Annotated in this window: 15 protein-coding genes and 1 tRNA gene; 3 read left to right on the top strand and 13 right to left on the bottom strand. The window is 66.4% G+C overall.

The features are described from left to right. Positions 1-67: 67 nt before the first annotated feature. The 8 genes from clpX to L0977_RS13620 form a co-directional block, all read right to left on the bottom strand. The gene (gene clpX, locus L0977_RS13655; RefSeq protein WP_234265412.1) at positions 68-1,333 is read right to left on the bottom strand and encodes an ATP-dependent Clp protease ATP-binding subunit ClpX; all 1,266 of its coding nucleotides are present in this window, start codon (positions 1,331-1,333) and stop codon (positions 68-70) included. A 150-nt stretch (positions 1,334-1,483) separates the two neighbouring features. Beyond that, positions 1,484-2,101, bottom strand: coding sequence for an ATP-dependent Clp endopeptidase proteolytic subunit ClpP (gene clpP, locus L0977_RS13650; RefSeq protein WP_284306184.1), 618 nt, complete (start codon positions 2,099-2,101; stop codon positions 1,484-1,486). A 187-nt stretch (positions 2,102-2,288) separates the two neighbouring features. Next, on the bottom strand, positions 2,289-3,599 hold the full coding sequence (tig, locus tag L0977_RS13645) for a trigger factor (protein WP_234265411.1): 1,311 nt from the start codon (positions 3,597-3,599) through the stop codon (positions 2,289-2,291). 73 nt (positions 3,600-3,672) lie between these two features. After that, positions 3,673-3,759: transfer RNA gene (locus L0977_RS13640), tRNA-Leu, on the bottom strand. A 103-nt stretch (positions 3,760-3,862) separates the two neighbouring features. Further along, a complete protein-coding gene (locus tag L0977_RS13635) occupies positions 3,863-4,516 on the bottom strand; it encodes an aspartate/glutamate racemase family protein (RefSeq protein WP_234265410.1) in 654 nt (217 codons plus the stop codon). Beyond that, a complete protein-coding gene (locus L0977_RS13630; protein WP_234265409.1) occupies positions 4,513-7,101 on the bottom strand; it encodes a TRAP transporter permease in 2,589 nt (862 codons plus the stop codon). Before L0977_RS13630 ends, L0977_RS13635 begins: the two co-directional genes overlap by 4 nt. 125 nt (positions 7,102-7,226) lie before the next feature. After that, the gene (locus tag L0977_RS13625) at positions 7,227-8,201 is read right to left on the bottom strand and encodes a TAXI family TRAP transporter solute-binding subunit (RefSeq protein ID WP_234265408.1); all 975 of its coding nucleotides are present in this window, start codon (positions 8,199-8,201) and stop codon (positions 7,227-7,229) included. Positions 8,202-8,357: 156 nt separating this feature from the next. Further along, complete coding sequence (locus L0977_RS13620) at positions 8,358-9,698, bottom strand: aspartate aminotransferase family protein (RefSeq protein WP_234265407.1); 1,341 nt, start codon at positions 9,696-9,698, stop codon at positions 8,358-8,360. Positions 9,699-9,854: 156 nt separating this feature from the next. Here L0977_RS13620 and L0977_RS13615 point away from each other — a divergent pair, with 156 nt between their 5' ends. Further along, positions 9,855-11,099, top strand: a complete 1,245-nt coding sequence (locus L0977_RS13615; RefSeq protein WP_234265406.1) for a D-amino acid dehydrogenase — start codon at positions 9,855-9,857, stop codon at positions 11,097-11,099. Here the strand turns inward: L0977_RS13615 and L0977_RS13610 are convergent. The 3 genes from L0977_RS13610 to L0977_RS13600 form a co-directional block, all read right to left on the bottom strand. Beyond that, entirely contained in the window at positions 11,083-11,997 is a 915-nt protein-coding gene (locus L0977_RS13610; RefSeq protein ID WP_234265405.1) for a LysR family transcriptional regulator, read from the bottom strand. The two genes, L0977_RS13615 and L0977_RS13610, sit on opposite strands and share 17 nt — an antisense overlap. A gap of 170 nt (positions 11,998-12,167) precedes the next feature. Then, entirely contained in the window at positions 12,168-15,275 is a 3,108-nt protein-coding gene (locus L0977_RS13605; protein WP_234265404.1) for an efflux RND transporter permease subunit, read from the bottom strand. Positions 15,276-15,331: 56 nt separating this feature from the next. Continuing rightward, the gene (locus L0977_RS13600; RefSeq protein ID WP_234265403.1) at positions 15,332-16,444 is read right to left on the bottom strand and encodes an efflux RND transporter periplasmic adaptor subunit; all 1,113 of its coding nucleotides are present in this window, start codon (positions 16,442-16,444) and stop codon (positions 15,332-15,334) included. A gap of 140 nt (positions 16,445-16,584) precedes the next feature. On the opposite strand from L0977_RS13600, the gene hpnC reads away from it, so the two are divergent. Next, a complete protein-coding gene (gene hpnC, locus L0977_RS13595) occupies positions 16,585-17,499 on the top strand; it encodes a squalene synthase HpnC (protein ID WP_234265402.1) in 915 nt (304 codons plus the stop codon). 12 nt (positions 17,500-17,511) lie between these two features. Here hpnC and L0977_RS13590 read toward each other — a convergent pair whose 3' ends face one another. Then, positions 17,512-19,152: a sensor histidine kinase gene (locus tag L0977_RS13590; RefSeq protein ID WP_234265401.1), complete on the bottom strand. Its 1,641-nt coding sequence runs from the start codon at positions 19,150-19,152 to the stop codon at positions 17,512-17,514. A gap of 242 nt (positions 19,153-19,394) precedes the next feature. Here L0977_RS13590 and L0977_RS13585 point away from each other — a divergent pair, with 242 nt between their 5' ends. Further along, positions 19,395-20,171: a Crp/Fnr family transcriptional regulator gene (locus L0977_RS13585; protein WP_234265400.1), complete on the top strand. Its 777-nt coding sequence runs from the start codon at positions 19,395-19,397 to the stop codon at positions 20,169-20,171. Between the two features lie 85 nt (positions 20,172-20,256). Here L0977_RS13585 and L0977_RS13580 read toward each other — a convergent pair whose 3' ends face one another. Then, positions 20,257-20,640, bottom strand: a complete 384-nt coding sequence (locus L0977_RS13580; protein WP_234265399.1) for a hypothetical protein — start codon at positions 20,638-20,640, stop codon at positions 20,257-20,259. Between the last annotated feature and the right edge of the window lie 90 nt (positions 20,641-20,730).

Below are 20,730 nucleotides of genomic sequence, written 5' to 3'. Positions count from 1 at the left end.
CCAGCGGACCTCGTTTCAAGCGGCCCGCCAACCGGACCGGACTCGGCGTCCAGTCCCGCAGAGGCCATCAAGCCTTCTTGGCCGCTTCGCGGTAAACCAACAAAGGCGGCTTGTTTTCTTCGATGGTGGACTCGTCGACCACCACCTTCTCGACATTGCTGACACTGGGCAGATCGAACATCGTGTCGATCAGCGCGTTCTCAAGGATCGAGCGCAGGCCCCGCGCGCCCGTCTTGCGGGCCAGTGCCTTGCGGGCAATGGCCTTGAGTGCGGCCGGGCGAACCTCCAGCTCGGCCCCTTCCATGGACAGCAACTGCGAGAACTGCTTGACCACCGCATTCTTCGGCTCGGTCAGGATCTCGACCAGCGCGTCCTCGCTGAGTTCCGCCAAGCTGGCAATCACCGGCAGGCGCCCCACCAGTTCGGGGATAAGGCCGAACTTGATCAGGTCTTCCGGCTCGATGTCCTTGAACGCCTCGGTCAGGCTGCGCTGCTGCTTGCTGCGCACCACCGCACCAAACCCCATGCCCGACGCTTCGGTGCGGTTCTCGATGATTTTTTCGAGGCCGGCGAACGCGCCGCCACAGATGAACAGGATGTTGGACGTATCGACCTGCAAGAAGTCCTGGTTCGGGTGCTTGCGCCCACCTTGCGGGGGCACACTGGCCATGGTGCCTTCCACCAGCTTGAGCAACGCCTGCTGCACGCCTTCCCCCGACACATCGCGCGTGATGGAGGGGTTGTCCGACTTGCGGGTGATCTTGTCGATTTCGTCGATGTAGACAATGCCCTGCTGCGCACGCTCGACGTCGTAGTTGCAGCTCTGCAGCAGCTTGGCAACGATGTTTTCCACATCCTCACCCACGTAGCCGGCTTCGGTCAGCGTGGTCGCGTCAGCCATCACGAAAGGCACGTTGAGCATGCGGGCCATCGTCTGCGCCAGCAAGGTCTTGCCCGAACCGGTCGGCCCGATCAGCAGGATGTTGCTCTTGGACAGCTCGACCTCGTCCTTGCGGGCTGCCTGCTTGTGGCGCAGGCGCTTGTAGTGGTTGTACACCGCCACGGCCAGAGCGCGCTTGGCTGTCTCCTGGCCAATGACGTAGTTGTCGAGATTGGACTTGAGATCGACCGGTGTGGGCAGATCGTCCGATGAACTCTTGACCGCCTCAAGCCCGGGCAGCTCGTCGCGAATGATGTCGTTGCACAGATCGATGCACTCGTCGCAGATGAACACCGACGGCCCGGCGATCAGTTTCTTGACCTCGTGCTGGCTCTTACCGCAAAAGGAGCAGTAGAGCGCTTTTTCACCGGAAGCGGCTTTTTTGTCGGCCATGGATGTGCGGATGCGAGAAATGCTGCGGTTGCAAGGCGTTCAATGATAGATCAACCCCCAAGGGGGCCAAACCGGGGAAAAGCGGGCGGACAACCACTTTCCGACGAAGCCATGAATACTTCTACATGACTTCGTCGGCTGAATTCAGCCTCAGGCTGCGGCGCCGCGCTTGTCGATGACCTTGTCTATCAGGCCGTATTCGGCCGATTCGGCAGCGGTCAGGTAGTAGTCGCGCTCGGTGTCGCGTTCGATCTTCTCCAGCGGCTGGCCGGTGCGCTCTGCCAGAATCTTGTTGAGCTGTTCGCGGGTCTTGAGGATCTCGCGCGCATGGATCTCGATCTCCGTGGCTTGCCCTTGGGTGCCGCCCAGTGGCTGGTGAATCATGATCTTGGAGTTCGGCAGCGCGAAACGCTTGCCTTTGGCGCCCGCAGCAAGCAGGAAGGCCCCCATGCTCGCAGCCATGCCCATGCACAGCGTCGACACATCGGGCTTGATGAAGTTCATCGTGTCGAAGATCGACATGCCCGCGCTGACCGAGCCACCCGGCGAGTTGATGTAGAACGAGATGTCCTTGTCGGGGTTTTCGCTTTCCAGGAACAGCAGCTGCGCCACCACCAGGTTGGCCGACTGGTCGTTGACCGGACCGACCAGAAACACCACGCGCTCCTTGAGCAGGCGCGAATAGATGTCATAGGCGCGTTCGCCGCGACCCGACTGCTCGATCACCATGGGCACCATACCCAGGCCCTGAATGTCCAATGCGCTCATTCGAACTCTCCAATTCTTGACGGCAATGCCGCTACTGTAACCAACCCGTCATGGCCGACCCGCGACCACGGGATTGCCCGTTGTGACCTACCGGGCGCATATGACGCCCAGTCCCGGAAATGCAAGCAGGCGCCAACAAAAAGGGGCGGAAACCCGCCCCTTTCGTGCCAGCCGAAACGGCGTGGGATCAGGACTGACCCATCAGCTCGTCGAAGTCGACGCTCTTTTCCGTCACTTTGGCCTTGCCGAGGACGAAATCGGTCACGTTGTTCTCGATCACCACAGCCTCGATTTCGGCCATGCGGCGGTTGTCGCTCTGGTACCAGCGCATCACTTCGGCAGGCTTTTCGTAGGACGAGGCCAGCTCTTCGATGTGGGCCTTGAGCTGCTCGGGCTTGGCATGCAGTTCGTTGGCGCGCACCACCTCGGCCACCACCAGGCCCATGCGGACGCGGCGCTCGGCCTGTTCCCGGAACAGCTCGGCGGGAATCGGCGCCTTGTCCGCATCCTTGACACCACGCTGCTTGAGGTCGGCGCGCGCGCCCTCGACCAGACGGTCGATCTCGGCCTGCACGACCGACTTCGGCAGATCCAGTTCGGACTGGGCCACCAGGGCATCCAGAGCGGCTTGCTTGTTGCGGGCCAGCACGCGGAATTTCACCTCGCGCGCCAGGTTCTTCTGGATGTCGGCACGCAGACCGTCCACAGAACCGTCGGCGATGCCCAGGGCCTTGGCAAAGGTCTCGTCAACCTCCGGCAGGTGGGCCGCTTCGATCTTGTTCAGGGTCACCAGGAAGTCGGCGGTCTTGCCCGCCACGTCTTGACCGTGGTAGTCGGCCGGAAAATTCAGCGGGAACGTCTTGGACTCGCCGGCCTTCATGCCTCGCACGGCGTCTTCAAACTCCTTGAGCATCTGGCCTTCGCCGACCAGGAACTGGAAGCCCTCGGCCTTGCCGCCTTCGAAAGGCTCACCGTCGATCTTGCCGGCGAAGTCGATGGTCACGCGGTCGCCGTCCTGGGCCGCCTGGTCGGCAGCGCGCTGGGCAAACGTGCGGCGCTGCTTGCGCAGAATGTCCAGCGTGCGCTCGATAGCGGCATCGCTGACTTCGGCCGACACCTTTTCTACCTCGGCAGCAGCCAGGTCAGCAATCTTGACTTCGGGGTAGACCTCGAACACGGCGTCGAAGGCGATCTCGCCCTCGGGCGCACCGTCCTTCTCGGTGATCTGCGGCTGGCCGGCCACACGCAGTTGGGCTTCATTGGCCGCCTTGTTGAAGGCCTCGCCCACCTTGTCGTTCATGACTTCGTAGTGGACCGAATAGCCGTAGCGCTGGGCCACGACGTTGAACGGCACCTTGCCCGGACGGAAACCGTCCATCTTGACCTGGCGGGCCAGTCGCTTGAGGCGGCTTTCCACCTCGTTCTTGATCACGTCGGCAGGCAGCGTGAGCGTGATCTTGCGCTCCAGCTTCTCCAGGGTTTCAACGGTGACGGTCATGTCGTTCTCCAAATGGGTATCGGCCAGCCAGTTCGGCTGGCCTGCCGGTAGTGATCTGTGTTCCACGGTGCCGTGGTGCGCGGGGGGGGACTCGAACCCCCACACCATTGCTGGCGTCAGGACCTAAACCTGGTGCGTCTACCAATTTCGCCACCCGCGCGCCGGCTGTCCGGTCGCGCAGCGGAAACGGGTTCACAGGGAACCACGCGCCTTGACGCACCGTTTGACGGCAACCTTCTATTGTAGCTGCTGGCGCCGCGGGTTCATGGCGCCAACTGGCGCCGGAGCAAGCCCACCGCGCTGCCGGGGGTGGTGAACACCGGCAGCCCTGTGGCCGCTGTCACCGCTGCAGCGGCCCTGGCCATGCTGAACTGTGCCAGGGCCAGCGCCTGGCAGCCCTGTGCCGCCAGGTGGCGCGCGACCGCGACCACCGCCACGTCGTGTCCCGGCCCGTCGCCCGCGTTCAGGGCCGCCATCGCACCCTCGGCCAGCGCTGTCTTCAACGGCACCTGCGGAGGAAACTCGGCCGGCATCGAAACCAGGGTCGGCGCGAACGATGCAATCAAACCGACCGGCCCCTGCACCCGCGCCAGATCGGCGATCATGGCCTCGTTGGGTTTGAGCACCGGCATGTGAGGCCGCCGTGCGGCCACCGCCTCGATGCACGGACCGAAGGCCGAGCACGTGAACAGGATGCCTTGGGCACCGGTGGCTTCGGCATAGGCGGCCAGGCACTCGAAGCGCTCGTGCATGGCCGCATCGAGCCCGCGTCCGTCGCGCGCCAAGTCGGCCGAAAGGCTGTCGTCGAGCAGGTTCATGCGAATGGCCTCGGGCCAGGCCCGGGCCATTTCGGCATTGATCGGCTCGACCGAATGGGCCAGCGCATGGATCAGCGCAATGCGCACGGGCTGGCTCATCGCTTCACCGGCGCAGCCGTCTTCGCCCGGCGGCGCTGCAGGAACACGATGAGGCCCAGCACCGCGAACGCCGGCAGGAACAGCCATTCCTTGGCCGGCCGATCAGCAGGCACTTCCACCGACGTGATGTGGAAGCTTTGCTCGATACCCAGTTTTTCCGCCGTGCTGCCGAACTTGACCCCCACCACCATGAGGGTGTCGCCATCGGGCATGACCGTCAGACCGGCGCTGGCCAGTCGGGTCTTGGCATCGCCAGGGGCGCCCAGCGGGATCAGCGCTCCCTTGCGGATGTCTTTGCCATCCATGTTCATGCCTTCGATCCAGACCCGTTTGCCGGTGTTGGCGGGGGCCGCTTCGATGGATTGCATCATGGCCTCCCCCCTGAGCTCGTCAAAGGGCGGGTGAACCATGTCCAACCAGAACCCCGGGCGGAACAGGGTGAAGCACACCAGCAGCAAGGCGATCGACTCATACCAGCGACTGCGGGCAAAGAAATACCCCGAGGTGGCCGCAGCAAAGACCAACATGGCGATCAGGGCCGTGCCCATGGTCAGGATCACGTGCAACGGGCCGTCCAGGCCGATCAGCAGCAGCTGCGTGTTGAAGATGAACAGAAACGGCAGGATCGCCGTGCGCATGCTGTAGTAGAACGCGGTGATGCCGGTCTTGATGGGATCGTGCTTGGCGATGGCGGCCGCCGCGAACGACGCCAATCCCACGGGTGGGGTGACGTCGGCCATGAGACCGAAATAGAACACGAACAGGTGCACGGCGATCAGCGGCACGATCAGCCCGCTCTGCGCGCCCAGCTCCACGATCACGGGCGCCATCAGCGTGGACACCACGATGTAGTTGGCCGTGGTTGGCAGACCCATACCGAGGATCAGGCTGATGACGGCCACCAGCACCAGCATCAGCATGAGGTTGCCGCCCGAGAGGATTTCCACCACCTCGGTCATGACCAGGCCCACCCCCGTGAGGGACACGGTGCCGACGATGATGCCGGCAGCCGCGGTGGCCACCCCGATGCCGATCATGTTGCGCGCACCGGTCACCAGTCCGTCGATCAGGTCCTGGAAACCCGCCTTGACCTGCTCTCCGAAGCGGTGATCGCCCCGGAAGAAACCGATGATCGGTTTCTGGGTCAGCATCACGAAGATCATGAACAGCGTGGCCCAGAAGGCCGACAGGGCCGGTGACAGGCGTTCGACCATCAGGCACCACACCAGCACCACCACCGACAGCAGATAGTGCAGACCCGATTTGACCGTGGGGCCGGTTTCGGGCAGTTCAAACACCGGGGCGTTCGGATCGTCCAGGGGCAACTCCGGCTGGCGCGACCCCACCCACAGCAGCGCGACATAGACCGCCATCAGCCCCAGCCCGATCAGGGCCGTGGCGGCGTCACCCAGCGCCGATTTGAGGAAGCCGATCACGTAATAGGTGATGCCAGCGAGCACGATGAAGCCCGCCACGGTCATGAGAAACGACACCAGGCGCTGCGAAGCCGTGCTGTTGCCGCGGCGCGGCAGGCCCGTCATGTTGGCCTTGAGGGCTTCCAGATGCACGATGTAGAACAGCGCGATGTAGGAGATGACCGCCGGCAGGAAGGCGTGCTTCATCACGTCGACATAAGGGATGCCCACGTACTCGACCATGAGGAACGCGGCAGCGCCCATGACCGGCGGCATGATCTGCCCGTTCACCGACGACGACACCTCCACGGCACCCGCCTGGTCACCCCGGTAGCCGACGCGCTTCATCAGGGGAATCGTGAACGTGCCGGTGGTGACGACGTTGGCGATCGACGAGCCCGAGATCACACCGGTTGCGGCCGACGAAACCACCGCCGCTTTGGCCGGGCCACCGCGCATGTGACCGAGCAAGGCGAAGGCCGACTTGATGAAGTAATTGCCCGCCCCGGCCTTGTCCAGCAAGGAGCCAAACAGCACGAACAGGAAGATGAACCCGCTGGATACGCCCAGCGCCACCCCGTACACCCCTTCGGTGGTGAGCCATTGGTGCGTCATCGCACGGTCGAGCGACGCGCCCTTGTGCGCCATCAGGTCGGGCATGTAAGGGCCGGCGAAGGTGTAGGTCAGGAAGACCAGGGCCACGATCACCATGGGCAGGCCCAGCACGCGGCGCGTGGCCTCGAGCAGCAGCACGATGCCCACCACCGCCGTCCACACATCCATCGGCGTCGGCTGGCCTGGCCGTGTGGCCAGTTCGCGGTAGAAAACAAAAATATAGGATGCGGCGAAGGCACCCACCAGGGCCAGCGCCCAGTCGAGCAAGGGCACATGGTCGCGCGGTGAGCGTTTGCTGGCCGGATACGCCATGAAGGCCAGAAAGACGGCAAAAGCCAGGTGAATGGCGCGCGTCTGGGTGTCGTTGAGCACCGGAATCAGGTTCGACACCATGTACGGCAGGGGCGAGGCAATCCAGAGCTGGAACAGCGACCAGGCCAGGGCCACGCCCATGAGCAGGCGGGCAACGACAGGGCCCGGCTGGCGGCCGCCGGTGTCGTTGTCCTCGACCAGTTGGTTGACATCAATGTCCGCGACGTTCGAAGGGGCGTTCACGGGTAGCTTCCTTTGTGTACTGCCAATGGATCCGGCCCGCGCAGGGCGTCGGGCCGGTGGGGTGTGCCATCAAAAAATGCCCCATGTCGACCAGCAACATGGGGCATTGACTCGCACAGCAGGGCTTATTTGACCCAGCCCTTTTCCTTGTAGTACTTGACCGCACCGGGGTGCAACGGTGCCGACAGGCCCGCCTTGATCATGTTTTCCGGCTGCAGGCCGGCAAAGGCCGGGTGCAGCTTCTTGAAGTCGTCGATGTTGTCAAACACGGCCTTGACGAACAGGTAGACCTCTTCTTCGGACTTCTTGGCCGAGGTGACCACGGTGGCCATCACCCCGTAGGTGTCGAGATCGGCGGCTTGCGAAGGGTAGGTCTTGGCCGGGATCTTGGCACTGGCGTAGAAGGCGTTGGCCGACACCAGCTTGTCCACGACGGGGCCGGTGATGTTCACCAGTTGCGCACCGCAGGTGGTCATCGGGTCCTGGATGTTGGCGCTGGGGTGGCCCACCACATAGAAGAACGCGTCGATCTTGTTGTCGCACAGAGCGGCGCCGTGTTCGTCGGCCTTGAGCTCGGAGACCGCGGCAAAGTCGCTGCCCTTCAGGCCGGCGGCAGCCAGCAGTTCGTCCACCGAAGAACGGGTGCCGGAGCCGGGGTTGCCGATGGCGACACGCTTGCCCTTGAGATCGGCCAGCGACTTGATACCGGCTTCCTTGCGGGCCACCAGCGTCAGCGGCTCGGGGTGCAGCGACAGCACGGCGCGCAGATCGCCCACGGGCTTGCCCTCGAAGGCCTTCAGGCCCTTGGCGGCATTGAACTGCGCATCGGACTGGGCCACGCCGAAGTCCAGGTCACCGGCATTGATGGTGTTGATGTTGGCGACCGAACCACCCGTGGATTCCACGGTGCAGCGGTAGCCGTGTTTGGAGCGGTCCTTGTTGACCAGACGGCAGATGGCACCACCCGCTGCGTAATAAACCCCTGTCACGCCGCCGGTACCGATGGTCATGAATTTCTGCTGTGCGTGGGCCGGCGCGACCGGCGCCATGAAGGCAACAGCGGCGGCAACGGCGCTGAGGTAGGCGGTGATTTTTTTCATGGGAAACATCTCCTGCAGGGGGTCTGCTTGGTTGAACAATGTCGCTCCAGCTTGTGGCTGGCAGCGACGGACTTAAATAGTAAAGCAAGCTTCATGCAAGACGACCACCAATGACTGCGGGCATTCCCTAAAACGTCATGCCAAATCATCATGACGTCAGCGAATGCCCTTCATCACCTGGGCCAGAGCGCGCACGAGACGGTCCACGATGGCATCCAGTTCCTCGGGGCTGCTGATGAAAGGCGGCGCCAGCAGCACGTGGTCGCCGCAGCGCCCATCGACCGTTCCACCCATGGGGTAGATCATCAGGCCTTCGGCCATGGCCGCCACCTTCAGGCGCGCATGCAGTTTGAGCGACGGATCGAACCACTGGCGCGTCGCCCGGTCCTGCACCAACTCAATGCCCCAGAACAAGCCCCGCCCGCGGATATCCCCGACATGGGGATGCTCACCCAGAACCGCTTGCAGGCGGGAGGCCAGGTAGGCGCCACGCTCGCGCACCTGGGCGAGCAGGCCATCGCGCTGAATGACGCGCTGCACCGCCAGCGCTGCGGCGCACGCCACCGCATGCCCCAGATAGGTGTGCCCGTGCTGGAACAGGCCGCTGCCCTGGCGCATGGCGTCGACGATACGTTCCTGCGCCAGCACCGCACCGATGGGCTGGTAGCCACCGCCCAGACCTTTGGCGACGGTGAGCAGGTCGGGCACCACGCCTTCCTGCTCGCAGGCATGCAGCGTGCCGGTGCGGCCCATGCCACACATGACTTCGTCTAGGATCAGCAAAATGCCATGCCGGTCGCAGAGTTCGCGCACGCCCTTGAAATAACCCGGCACCGGGGTGAGCACACCAGCGGTCGCGCCACCCACGGTTTCGGCCACGAAGGCCATCACCTTGTCGGGCCCCAGGCGTTCAATGGCTTCGGCCAGCTCCGCCACCAGCCGCTGCCCGTACTGTTCCGGGGTTTCGTCGGCATGCCGGTCCCGGTATTCGTAGCACGGCGCCACGTGGGTCACGTCGATCAGCAGGGGGCGGAATTGCGCCCGGCGCCATTCATTGCCACCGACAGCCAGGGCCCCCAGGGTGTTGCCGTGGTAGCTCTGCCGCCGCGCGATGAAATGCTCACGCTGCGGCTGACCGATTTCCACGAAGTACTGCCGCGCCATCTTGAGCGCCGACTCCACCGCCTCCGACCCCCCGCTGACGAAGTAGACGTGGCTCATGCCGGCCGGCGCCGTGGACACCAGTTGGTCGGCCAGTTGCTCTGCCACTTCGGTGGTGAAAAAGCTGGTGTGCGCGTAGGCCAGTTGATCGATCTGCGCATGCATCGCGGCCAGCACGTCCGGGTGCCCGTGGCCGAGGCAGGAAACCGCTGCCCCCCCGGAGGCATCGATGTAGGCACGCCCCTCGGCATCGAACAGGTGCACCCCCTGCCCTTTCACGGCCAGCGGCGGGCGCGTGGCGAGTTGACGGTGGAAGACGCGGGTATCGGGATTCATGGCAGGCCAACAGACAAAACAGACACAGCGCGCCAGTCTATGCACAGCCCTTGCCGGTCGGAAATGCCTTTTTCGGTCTTGTCCATAAATTTTGGTTATGGGCGACGGCGCGATCGGCATTTTTCCCGGCGGCCACGGCGGACTACATTCGCGGCCATGAACCGCTCTCCCCAATCTCCCGGCCATGCCCTCGTGGTGGGCGCCGGCATCATCGGCCTGACCACCGCCTGGCGCCTGCAACGCGATGGCTGGCGCGTGACCGTGGTCGACCGCCAGCACCCGGGCGCTGGTGCCAGTGGCGGCAACGGCGCCCAGCTGAGCTATTCGTACGTGCAACCCCTGGCCGATCCGTCGATCTGGCGCCAGTTGCCCAAGCTCCTGCTGGCCGCTGATTCGCCCCTGAAGTTCCGCCTGCAGGCCGACCCGCACCAGTGGGCCTGGGGCCTGCGTTTCCTCGCTGCCTGCCGCGGCTCGGTGTCGCGCGACACCACGGCACGGCTGCTGGCTTTGGCGGCCGCCAGCCGCCTGGCTTTCGACGACTTGCGCGAGGCCGAGCAACTGGACTGCGACTTCTCCAGCACCGGCAAGCTCGTGCTCTACCCCGATGCCGCCAGCTTCGATGCGGCACGTCGCCAGCTCGACCTGCAGCGCGCCCTGGGCGGCCAGCCGCAGACCGCTCTCACGCCGGCGCAGTGCCAGGACGTGGAACCCGCGCTGGCCCACTACGCGCCCCGCATTGCCGGCGGGATCCACACCCCCAGCGAGTGCGCAGCCGACTGCCTGAAGGTCTGTCTGGCCCTGCACCAGCGTCTGGCCGACCGCGGCGTGCGCTTTGAGTTGGACCGCACCGTGAAAGGCTGGGTTCGGGAAGCGGATCGCATCATCGCGGTGCGAACCGACGCGGGAGACCTGCAGGCCGACCAGTTTGTGCTGGCAGCCGGCACCGCGTCCGCAGGGCTGGGCCGCGCGCTGGGTCTGGATGTGCCGGTCTATCCGCTCAAGGGCTACAGCATCACCTTGCCCGTGCCGGAAGCCCCCGGTCAGGCGCCACAAGTCAGCGTCACCGACATCGCCCGCAAGGTGGTGTTCGCCCGGCTGGGTGCCCGCCTGCGCGTGGCCGGCATCGCCGAGCTGGTGGGCGACGACATGCGCGTGCTGCCCGAGCGCATCGCCTCATTGGCCGCGACCACAGGCGACGTCTTCCCGCAACTGGCCCAGGCCAGCGATCTCGGTGCCTGGAGCGGCCTGCGTCCCGCCACCCCCACGGGCTGGCCCCTGATCGGCCGAGCGGCCGGTGCTCCCGCCAACCTGCTGCTCAACACCGGGCACGGTGCGCTGGGCTTCACCCTCGCGATGGGCAGCGCCGAGCGCGTGGCACAGGCGCTCAATTCACCGGACTGACCCCCACGGCCTGCAAGGCCTGCTGCATGCAGCGGGTGAAGAAACGCACGGTCTGCGAATGCGGCCGTGCCAACGGCCTCAGCACGTGCACCGGCACATCGATCTGGGGCTCCAGCCGCAACACATCCACCCGCGCCGGATCGGCCGACGCGGCGGTGCAGGCTTCGACCAGGGCCACGCCCACCCCGTGATGCGCCAGGGCCAGGGCCACGTGGTAGGTCTGCACCGTCATCACCACGTTCAGGCCCGTTTCGCTGTCGCGCACGGCGTGGGCCAACAGCATGCCCAGCGGGTCCTGGCTGTCCAGCGAAAGCACAGGCACACCGGCCAACTGGTTCAGGCTCACCTGCCCGGAGCGCACCACGCGCGCCGGCAGCATGCCTTTGGGGGCGACACAGACCATGTACCGCGCGCCCAGTTGTTCGTGCGTCAGTGCCGGGTGCGGCAGGGTGCTGAACACGTAGCCGACATCGGCTTCCTGCAGCACCAGCGCCGAAACGATCTGGGGTGAATGCAGGGCCTGGTGGTGCACCACCAGCGAAGGGTGCTTCTGGCGGAACAGGCGCATGGCGCGCGGCATGACCTCGTAGCTCAGCCCGAGCACGGTGAGCACGCGCAACTCGCTCTGGCTGCGGCCTGCGCGCAGATTGGCCGATAGGCGCTGCACCTCGTCGAGCTGCGTGAACAGCCGCTCCACGTGCGGGTACAGGGTCTGCGCCTCGACCGTGGGCCGCAACCGCCCACCCACGCGCTGGAACAGCGGAAAACCCAGTTGCAGCTCGGCATGCTGCAGCGTGCGGCTCACGGCCGGTTGGGTGACATTGATCATGCGCGCCGCAGCACTCACGCTGCCCGTGAGCATGACGGCATTGAAGACCTCGATGTGGCGCAGGCGCATGGGGTTGATTGTGCGCGAGCGGCCTGCGGCTGACGACACGCGTCAAAAGAAGTGCCCTGGTCCAGCAGCACCCGTGGGACCGGCTGCGCCGGGCCAAAGGGTGCGTCTCCCATCGAAGCACCACTGGCGCGCCACGGAGGGGGAAGCCGCGCCAGCGGCGCAGGGGGGAGCTACCGCTTCACCCGGAACCAGGCCGCGTACATCGCTGGCAGGGCCAGCAGGGTCAGCACCGTCGCCACGATGAGCCCGCCCATGATGGCCACCGCCATCGGCCCCCAGAACACGCTGCGCGAGAGCGGAATCATGGCCAGCACCGCTGCGGCGGCGGTCAGCACGATGGGCCGCATGCGGCGCACGGCCGCGTCGACGATGGCATCCCAGGCCGGCACGCCGCGCGCACGGTCCTGCTCGATCTGGTCGATCAGGATCACCGAATTGCGCTGGATCATGCCCATCAGCGCGATCACGCCCAGCAGCGCCACGAAGCCAAACGGCCGGTCCAGCGCCAGCAGTGCGGCGGCCACCCCCGCCAGGCCCAGCGGGCCGGTGAGAAACACCAGCAGCGACCGGCTGAAGCTCTGCAGCTGGATCATCAGCAGGGTGAACACGATGAACAGCATCAGCGGCACACCGGCCGCGATGGAGGCCGAGCCCTTGCTGCTCTCCTCCACCGCGCCGGCCACCTGGATGTGGTAGCCCGACAGCCCGCGCTCGATCCAGCCGGCCTCCAGCGCGCGCATCGTCGGCAGCAGCGCGTTGGTGACGGTCGCTCCCTGCACGCCGTCGACCAGATCGCCTTGCACGGTGATCGCGTAGTCGCGGTTCTCGCGCCAGATCACCCCCGGCTCCCAGCCGAACACCGGGCGAGCAATCTGCAGCAGCGGGATGGCCTGACCGCTGGCCGTGGGCAGGTAGGCATTGCCCAGGCTGGTGAGGGCGTCGCGCTCGTGCAGCGGCTGGCGCAGCACGATGTCGATCAGCTTGTCCCCTTCGCGGAACTGGCCGATGGTGGTGCCGCTCAGGATGGTCCGCGCGGCCTGCGCGATGGACTGGCTCGACACGCCCAGCGCGCGCGCCTTGTCCTGATCCACCTCCAGCCGCAGCGCCTTGACCGACTCGTTCCAGTTGTCGTTCACACCCCGGGTGTCGGGGTGCTCGCGCAATCGCGCCTTGACCTCGTCGGCCAACCCGCGCAGCACTGTCGGGTCGGTGCCCACCACACGGAACTGCACCGGGTAGGGCACGGGCGGTCCGTTGGGCAGCAGCTTCACCCGGCCGCGGACTTCGGGGAATTCGCTCGCCAGCAAGGCGGGCAGACGGTGGCGCAGCCGCTCGCGGGTCTTCAGGTCGTGCGGCATGACGATGAGCTGCGACACATTGCTTTGCGGAAAGATCTGGTCCAGCGGCAGGTAAAAGCGCGGCACCCCCGAACCGACCCAGGCGCTGACCGCGGCGACGCCCTCTTCGGCCATCAGGCGCTGCTCCACGCGCCGCGTCACCGCGTCGTTGGCGGCCATGCTCGCGCCCTCGGGCAGCCACAGGTCCACCAGAATCTCCGGCCGGCTTGAATCCGGGAAGAACTGCTGCTGCACCTTGCCCATGCCGGCCAGGCCCAGCACGAAGGTGGCGATGGTCAGGCCGATGGTGATCCAGCGGTGCTGCACGCACCAGTTCACCAGCGCGCGGAAGCGCTCGTAGAAAGGCCCGTCAAACACTTCCTCGGCATGGCCCACATGGGGTTTGACCTTGAGCAGCCGCACGCCCAGGTAGGGCACGAACAGCACGGCCACGAACCACGAAATGATGAGCGCCACCACCGTCACGCCGAAGATGGCGAAGGTGTATTCGCCCACCGTGGACTTGGCCAGGCCGATCGGCAGGAAGCCCGCCGCCGTGATCAGCGTGCCGGTGAGCATGGGCATGGCGGTGGCGTCCCAGGTGAAAGTCGCGGCACGCACCATGTCGTAACCCTCTTCGAGTTTGCGCACCATCATCTCGACCGCGATGATCGCGTCGTCCACCAGCAAACCCAGGGCGATGATCAGCGAACCCAGCGAGATCTTGTGCAGCCCGATGCCCCAGTAGTGCATGGCCAGGAAGGTGATGGCCAGCACCAGGGGGATGGTGATGAACACCACCAGGCCCGGACGCACATCCAGCACGTAGCGGCCGATGCGCCAGCCTGCGGTGTGCGCGCCACCGTGGCGGTGCAGGCCCAGGCTGAGAAAGCTCACGCCCAGCACGATGACCACCGCTTCGATCAGCACCTTCACGAATTCGTTGACCGAGGTCGTCACCGCCGCGGGCTGGTCCTGCACCTGCACCAGCGCCATGCCCGCCGGCAGCGCGGCCTCGATGGCGCCGAGCCGTTCGCCCAGCGCCTCGCCCAGGGCAATGATGTCGCCCCCTTTGGCCATGGCGATGCCCAGCGCGATGGACGCCTCGCCGTTGTGGCGCACCAGGATGCTCGGCGGGTCCACATAAGCCTTGCGGATGTCGGCGATGTCACCGAGCCGGAACTGCGCCCCGCTGGCGCCGCGAATGGGCATGGCGCGCAGTTGCTCGACCGTGTCGAACGCCCCGCCCACGCGCACCTGCACCACGTCGTCGGGCGCCTGCACGGCACCGGCCGACTCCACCGCGTTCTGCTGCCCCAGCGCGGTCAGCACCTGATTCAGGTCCAGCCCCATCAGCGCCAACCGCTTGTGGGAAATTTCGACGAACAGCTTCTCGTCCTGCACCCCGAACAGTTCGACCTTGGCCACGTCCCGCACGCGCAGCAGTTGCTGGCGCACGTCGTCGGCCACGGCCTTGAGTTCGGCCGGTGAATACCCCGGCCCCTGCAGCGCGTAGATCACGCCGTAGACGTCGCCAAACTCGTCGTTGAAGAAGGGCCCGACCACCCCCTGGGGCAGGGTGGCGCGCATGTCGCCCACCTTCTTGCGCACCGTGTACCAGATCTGAGGCACCTCGGCCGCTGGCGACGAGTCCTTGAGCTGGAACAGGATGAGCGCCTCGCCCGGCTTGGCATAGCTGCGGATCTTGTCGGCATAGGGCACCTCCTGCAGCGTCTTCTCGATGCGGTCGGCCACCTGCTCCGCCACCTGCTGCGCGGTGGCCCCGGGCCAGTAAACCCGCACCACCATGGCCCGAAAGGTGAAGGGCGGGTCTTCATCCTGCCCAAGCTGGAAGTAGGCCGCCACGCCCAGCAGCATGAGCACGATCATGAGGTAGCGCGTGAAAGCCGGATGGTCCAGCGCCCACTGCGACAGGTTCATGCGCGAAATCCAGTGGCCGGAGCTCCCGGCAGGGGTCGGGTTCTGCATGCCGGGCCTCACTGCTGGCGGTCCGCGTCGTGAAAGCGCGCAACCTTCTGGCCCGGCGCCAGCACATGCACCCCGGTCGCGACCACCGCTTCACCCGGGCGCAGGCCATCGGCGATCAACAAGGCATTGCCGTCCGCACCCGCAACCACCACGGGCCGCAACTGCACAGTGCTGGTGGCAGGATCAAAGACCCAGACGGTTGACGACGCCCCGCTGCCCTCGCCGCGCATCAGCGCGCTGGTGGGCAGGCGGATGGCCGCCGGTGCCTGGCCATCCTGTGGGGCCAGGCGCACATAGGCCGTTGCGCCCAGGGGCACCTGGGCATCGGTCGGCAGGGCCAGCTTGACCGCGTAGGTGCGGGTGACCGGGTCGGCACTGGCCGCCACCTCGCGCACGGATGCCTGCCAGGTCGCAGCCTCTGCAGCGGAGCTCGCCGCGCCCAGGCGTACCTGCGCCTGCACACCGGGCCGGACGCGCGCCACCAACCCCTCGGGCACGGCGAACACCACGTCGCGCGCGCCGTCGCGGGCCAATCGCACCACCGGGGCCCCGGCCGCCACCACCTGCCCCACCTCGGCATCCACACCGACCACCACCCCCGCCGCATCGGCGACGAGGCGGCTGTAGCCGGCCTGGTTGCCCTGCACCGCCGCCTGGGCACGCGCCTGGCGCCAGGCTGCTTCGGCCGCGTCGAGCTGGGCCTGACGGCGCTCCAGTTCGGCGCTGCTGATGAAGCCTTTGTCACGCAGTTCCTGGTAACGGCGGAAGTCGGCCGCAGCGAGGTCGCGCTGGGTCTGCGCGGCGCTCACCTGGGCCTGGGCCGCCTGGCTCGCCAGCGCCAGATCCTGCGGGTCCAGTTGTGCCAGCAGTTGCCCCGCCCGCACGGCCTGTCCCACCTCGGCCGGACGCTCCAGCAGCTTGCCGCCGACCCGGAAACCGAGCCGCGATTCCACACGGGCCCGCACCTCGCCCGCGAACTCCGGCGCCTGGTGCACGCCGTCCACGCCGACGGTCAGCAGCTTGACGGCCCGCACCGGTTCGGCGACGGGCTCGGGGCGACCGCAGGCCGCGAGCAGCAAAGCCGCCAGCAGGGTCATGGCATAAGAAGCAGGGGTTTTCATGTCTGTTCGAGGGGGATGACGACAGAGGACGGAATCGGTGCGATCGAATCGCTAATGACTGACCGGTTAGTAAAATTGTAGATCAGATTGATCGGACATCCGCGCCGTTACATTCAGGGCTTTCCGCCCCGCCCAGCCCCATGAGCCCCGCCCCCACCCCGCCCCCCGCCAGCACCGATGCCGGGCTGGCGCCGCTGACCCGCGATGTGGGGCATTACGAGAACTTCCCGGTCGCGTCGTGGCTGTGCCCGCCCGCACTGCGGCCGGCCGTGGTGGCGCTCTACCACTTCGCCCGCACCGCCGACGACCTCGCCGACGAAGGCAACTGGTCGGCGACCGAGCGCCTGGCCCACCTGGCCGCCTACCGCCAGGCCCTGCAAACCTGCCTGGACGGCACACCCCTGCCCCCAGGCACCGAAGCGGCCTGGCAAGGCGTTTTCGAGGCGCTTGCTCGGGCCCAAACGCAGCACCGGTTTCCACCGCACTTGCTGCACGACCTGCTCAGTGCTTTCGAACAGGACGTGCGGTACACCGCGGCCAGCCACGCCTATACCGGCATGGACGAACTCCTGGCCTACTGCCGCTGGTCGGCCCAGCCGGTCGGGCGCCTGCTGCTCCACCTCTACGGCATCGATGCGCCAGAAGCGCTTGCGCAGAGCGACGACATCTGCAGCGCCCTGCAACTGATCAACTTCTGGCAGGACATCAGCGTGGACCACCCACGCGGGCGCCACTACCTGCCCGCCGACCAGTTGGAGCGGCACGGCCTGACGCTGGCCGACTTCGGCGCAGAGGCCTCATCGGAACGCGCGGTGCGGCAGGCTGCGCTGGTCGCCGAACTCTGCGCCGATGCCCGCCAGCGGATACTGCGGGGAGCGCCCCTGGTGCACCGGATCCCCGGCCGAGCCGGCTGGGAACTGCGGCTGGTGGTTCAAGGCGGTCTGCGCATCCTCGACCACCTGGCCGCGATCGGCCACCGCAGTTGGCAACACCGCGTGACCCTGGTCAAGGCCGATCTGCCGCGCCTCTTGTGGCGCGCATGGCGCATGGGCTGACGCCGCTGGCGCTCACATCACCGACGGTGGCGACACCGCGTCCACCTCCGGCACCGGCTCTCTGAGCGGCGGCTCGCTGGGCAGGTAGACAAAAAAGGTGGCGCCTTCGTTCACGCGGGCGTCGGCCCAGATCCGGCCGCCATGGCTTTGCACGATGCGCCGCACCAGCGCCAGACCGATGCCTTCTCCCCCGAATCGGGTGTCGCGGTGCAGGCGCTGGAACATGCCGAACAGCTTGTCGGCATAAGCCGTGTCGAAGCCGATCCCGTTGTCGCGCACCGAAAACAGCCAGCCGTCCTCGTGCGGCTCGCAGGCGATTTCCACCACGCTCACCTCGCGGTGGCCCGAATACTTGAGCGCGTTGTCGAGCAGATTGGCCCAGACCTCGCGCAGCAGGATCGGATCGCAGAGCACCGTCGGCATCGATGCCGGCACCTGCCAGCGCACCTCGCGGCCAGCGGTGCCCCCACGCAACTCGGCCACCAGTTCGCCGACCAGTGCCCCCATGTCCATCGGCGCCAGGGACAGCCCGTCGCGGCCGAACCGTGCAAAAGACAGCAGCCCTTCGATCAGGCGCTGCATCTTGCCCGCGGCTTGATTGATCTTGTCGGCATACAGCCGCACGCTGTCCGGGCAGGGGCCCGACTCCGCCAGCTCGTCCTGCAACAGGGTGGCAAACGACGACAGGTGCCGCAAAGGTGCCCGCAGGTCGTGCGACAGCGCATAGGAGAACTCGGCCAGCGCCTGGTTGGACGCTTCCAGCTTGCGCGTGCGTTCGGCCACCTGGCGGTTGAGCACCTCGTTCAGACGCCGACGCTCATCGAGGCGCGTGTGGTAGATGGTCACGTCCTGCACGGTCCAGGCCATCATGCTCCCGCAGAAACCCGGCGTCTGCCGGCCACGGCACCGCACCCAGCGCCGCCCGCCGTGCACGCCCGTCACCTGGAACTCCACCTCCACCTCCTGCCCCGACGCTTCGCCCGCCGCCAGCGCCCTGCGCACGGCGACCTGGTCGTCCTCGTGCGCGTGCGCGAGCAAGTGCTCGAAGCCCCGTGGCTGCCCGTCCGGCTCCAGTCCCAGAATGCGGAAGACCTCGCCCGACCAGGCCGACTGGCCATGCTGCGGATCGCATTCGATGCGGCCGAGCCGGGCCAGGCGCTGCGCCACCTTCAGCCGCTGCCCCAGCTCGAGTGCCTCGCGCTCCAGGCGGCGGCGTTCGGTGACGTCGGTCTGGATCGACAGGTAGGCCTGCAGGTCTCCCCGGCTGTCGTACAGCGGCTCGATACTGAGGCTGACGATGTAGGGTTCGCCGGACTTCTTGTAGTTGACCAGCTCCACACTGCCCACCGAATCGCGCTGATTCAGGCGCTGCGTGAGGCGGCTCAGCTCTTCAGCGTCGGTCTGTGGCCCGTGCAGCAGTTCGCGAGGCCGCCGCCCCATGGCCTCTTCCAGCGTCCAGCCGGTGACCCGGGTGTAAGTGGCGTTGACCCAGCGGATGCGGCGCTGGGCGTCGGTCACCACCACCATGTTGCTGCTGCCGTCGACCACTTTCTCCAGCATGAGCAGCCAGCCATACACGTCACCGGACACCCAGCCTGCTCCCAGCGCATCGCCTCCCCCGAGGTGCGCCTCCATCGGTTGTTCCGCATTCATTCCGTCACCGGCCATGGTTTGCCCTCAGAAATGCCATCTTGCCCGCACGTCTTTGCGCCACCGCAAGAAAACCGCGGTACGAATCGGTACTTATGAAGCCAATGTGACGAAGCGCGCATTTCATATGCATGCATAACGTTACTTTCAGGAACATTTCCTCGCCTAATCCGCAGGCAGGACGGCCAACGGTCGTGACCCGGCGTCGTTGGAAAGGCGCCCCTTCGAGGAGCCCTTGCCACGCCATGCTGATGCCACCGCAACCGCCCCCCGGGCAAGCGCCCGCTGCCGATCAATTGGCCCGGTGCCAGCAATGCGCCACGCGCAGCCTGTGTCTGATGGGCTGGATCCGCCCGTCGCACGCGCAGTTGCTGGCGTCGGCGATTGCAGAACAGCCGATCCAGAAAGGCGAAATCCTCCAGCGCCAGGGCGATGTGGCCGCCACCATCGCAATCATCAAACTCGGTACGGTGGTCGGCTCGCGCCGTGGCACGGACGGCAGCGAGCGGCCCGTGGCCCTGTTCAGCCGGGGACAGCTCATGGGGGCATACGGGCTGCTGGGCCAACGCTGCCAGCTCAGCGCCCGTGCCCTGTCGCCAGGCCGTGTCTGCGAAGTCAGCATCGCCGACCTGTACCGGCTGGGCGTCATGGACCGCCAGTTCCTCGGGTGCGTCTACAGCATGATTTCCGCCGCCTTCGGGGTGCTGGCCGACTGGGCGCAGGTGGTGCGGGTCAAGGGCGTGCAATGGCAGGTGCTGCTGGCACTGCACCTGCTCGCGCGCGAACACGGCAACCCGGTGATCCGCCTTCCGAGCCACGTCGCACTGGCAGAACTGCTGTCCACCACGCGCGAGACGATAGCCCGCAGCCTGCAGCAACTGGAAAAACAGGGGCTCATCCACCGCATCGACCGGTGGCATTGCCAGGTGCTGCATCTGGATCCGCACAACGTCCCCTCGTCGGTCCTGCAAGAACTCGGTCAACTCGCCAAAACCCGCTACGGGGCCGACGGCGCATCCTGAACAAACACACCCATCGCATCGCGCAGCCGCCGCGCCTCGTCCTGCAACCCGTGCTCCAGCAACTGTCCCGCCTGACGCGCCTGCGTCACCCCCTGCCCCAGTCCACCCAGGTTGTCTTCGATGAGGCGCCGGATGTCGTGAGCCGCCTCCGCACAGCGCTGCGCGAGTCTGCGGACCTCGGCAGCCTCTCGGCCTCGCCCAGCAGGGCTCTGACCGGCGCCACCACCTGCCGCTGAAGCCAGCCCACACCCAGCAGTGCCGCGCCCAGCATCAGCAAGGCCCCGGCCCAGGCCGCGACACCGGACACCCCGTTCAGCACAGCACCGCCGAGCGCCACACCGATCACCGGCAGGTGCGCGCGCCAGGCCAGCGGCGGTCGACGGTGCCAGCTGCCACAGGCGCGCCAACCACTGCGCAGCACCAGTCCCTGGTGAAATTTCGGGTATTCGTAAAAGCGGGTGGGCGCCAACAATGGGCTGATGTATGTCACGCCAGCCAGAAGTCGTAAAACAGTGTTGCAAACATTGTCGCTTCACTGTACAGTTACGCTATCGAAAAT

The sequence above is a fragment of the Hydrogenophaga sp. NFH-34 genome (assembly GCF_021401345.1).
GTDB classification, from domain to species: Bacteria; Pseudomonadota; Gammaproteobacteria; order Burkholderiales; family Burkholderiaceae_C; genus Hydrogenophaga; species Hydrogenophaga electricum.
The sequence above is the reverse complement of the archived record's forward strand: the minus strand, read 5'-3'. Positions and strand labels throughout refer to the sequence as shown.

Bases quoted from the DNA above. Each gene is read 5' to 3' on its own strand.
- L0977_RS13625 (WP_234265408.1), bottom strand. From the start codon at position 8,201: ATGAAAAAAATCACCGCCTACCTCAGCGCCGTTGCCGCCGCTGTTGCC.
- L0977_RS13615 (WP_234265406.1), top strand. From the start codon at position 9,855: ATGAACCGCTCTCCCCAATCTCCCGGCCATGCCCTCGTGGTGGGCGCC.
- L0977_RS13585 (WP_234265400.1), top strand. From the start codon at position 19,395: ATGCTGATGCCACCGCAACCGCCCCCCGGGCAAGCGCCCGCTGCCGAT.
- L0977_RS13635 (WP_234265410.1), bottom strand. From the start codon at position 4,516: ATGAGCCAGCCCGTGCGCATTGCGCTGATCCATGCGCTGGCCCATTCG.
- L0977_RS13610 (WP_234265405.1), bottom strand. From the start codon at position 11,997: ATGCGCCTGCGCCACATCGAGGTCTTCAATGCCGTCATGCTCACGGGC.
- L0977_RS13590 (WP_234265401.1), bottom strand. From the start codon at position 19,152: ATGAATGCGGAACAACCGATGGAGGCGCACCTCGGGGGAGGCGATGCG.
- tig (WP_234265411.1), bottom strand. From the start codon at position 3,599: ATGACCGTCACCGTTGAAACCCTGGAGAAGCTGGAGCGCAAGATCACG.
- hpnC (WP_234265402.1), top strand. From the start codon at position 16,585: ATGAGCCCCGCCCCCACCCCGCCCCCCGCCAGCACCGATGCCGGGCTG.
- clpP (WP_284306184.1), bottom strand. From the start codon at position 2,101: ATGAGCGCATTGGACATTCAGGGCCTGGGTATGGTGCCCATGGTGATC.
- L0977_RS13620 (WP_234265407.1), bottom strand. From the start codon at position 9,698: ATGAATCCCGATACCCGCGTCTTCCACCGTCAACTCGCCACGCGCCCG.
- L0977_RS13605 (WP_234265404.1), bottom strand. From the start codon at position 15,275: ATGAACCTGTCGCAGTGGGCGCTGGACCATCCGGCTTTCACGCGCTAC.
- L0977_RS13600 (WP_234265403.1), bottom strand. From the start codon at position 16,444: ATGAAAACCCCTGCTTCTTATGCCATGACCCTGCTGGCGGCTTTGCTG.
- clpX (WP_234265412.1), bottom strand. From the start codon at position 1,333: ATGGCCGACAAAAAAGCCGCTTCCGGTGAAAAAGCGCTCTACTGCTCC.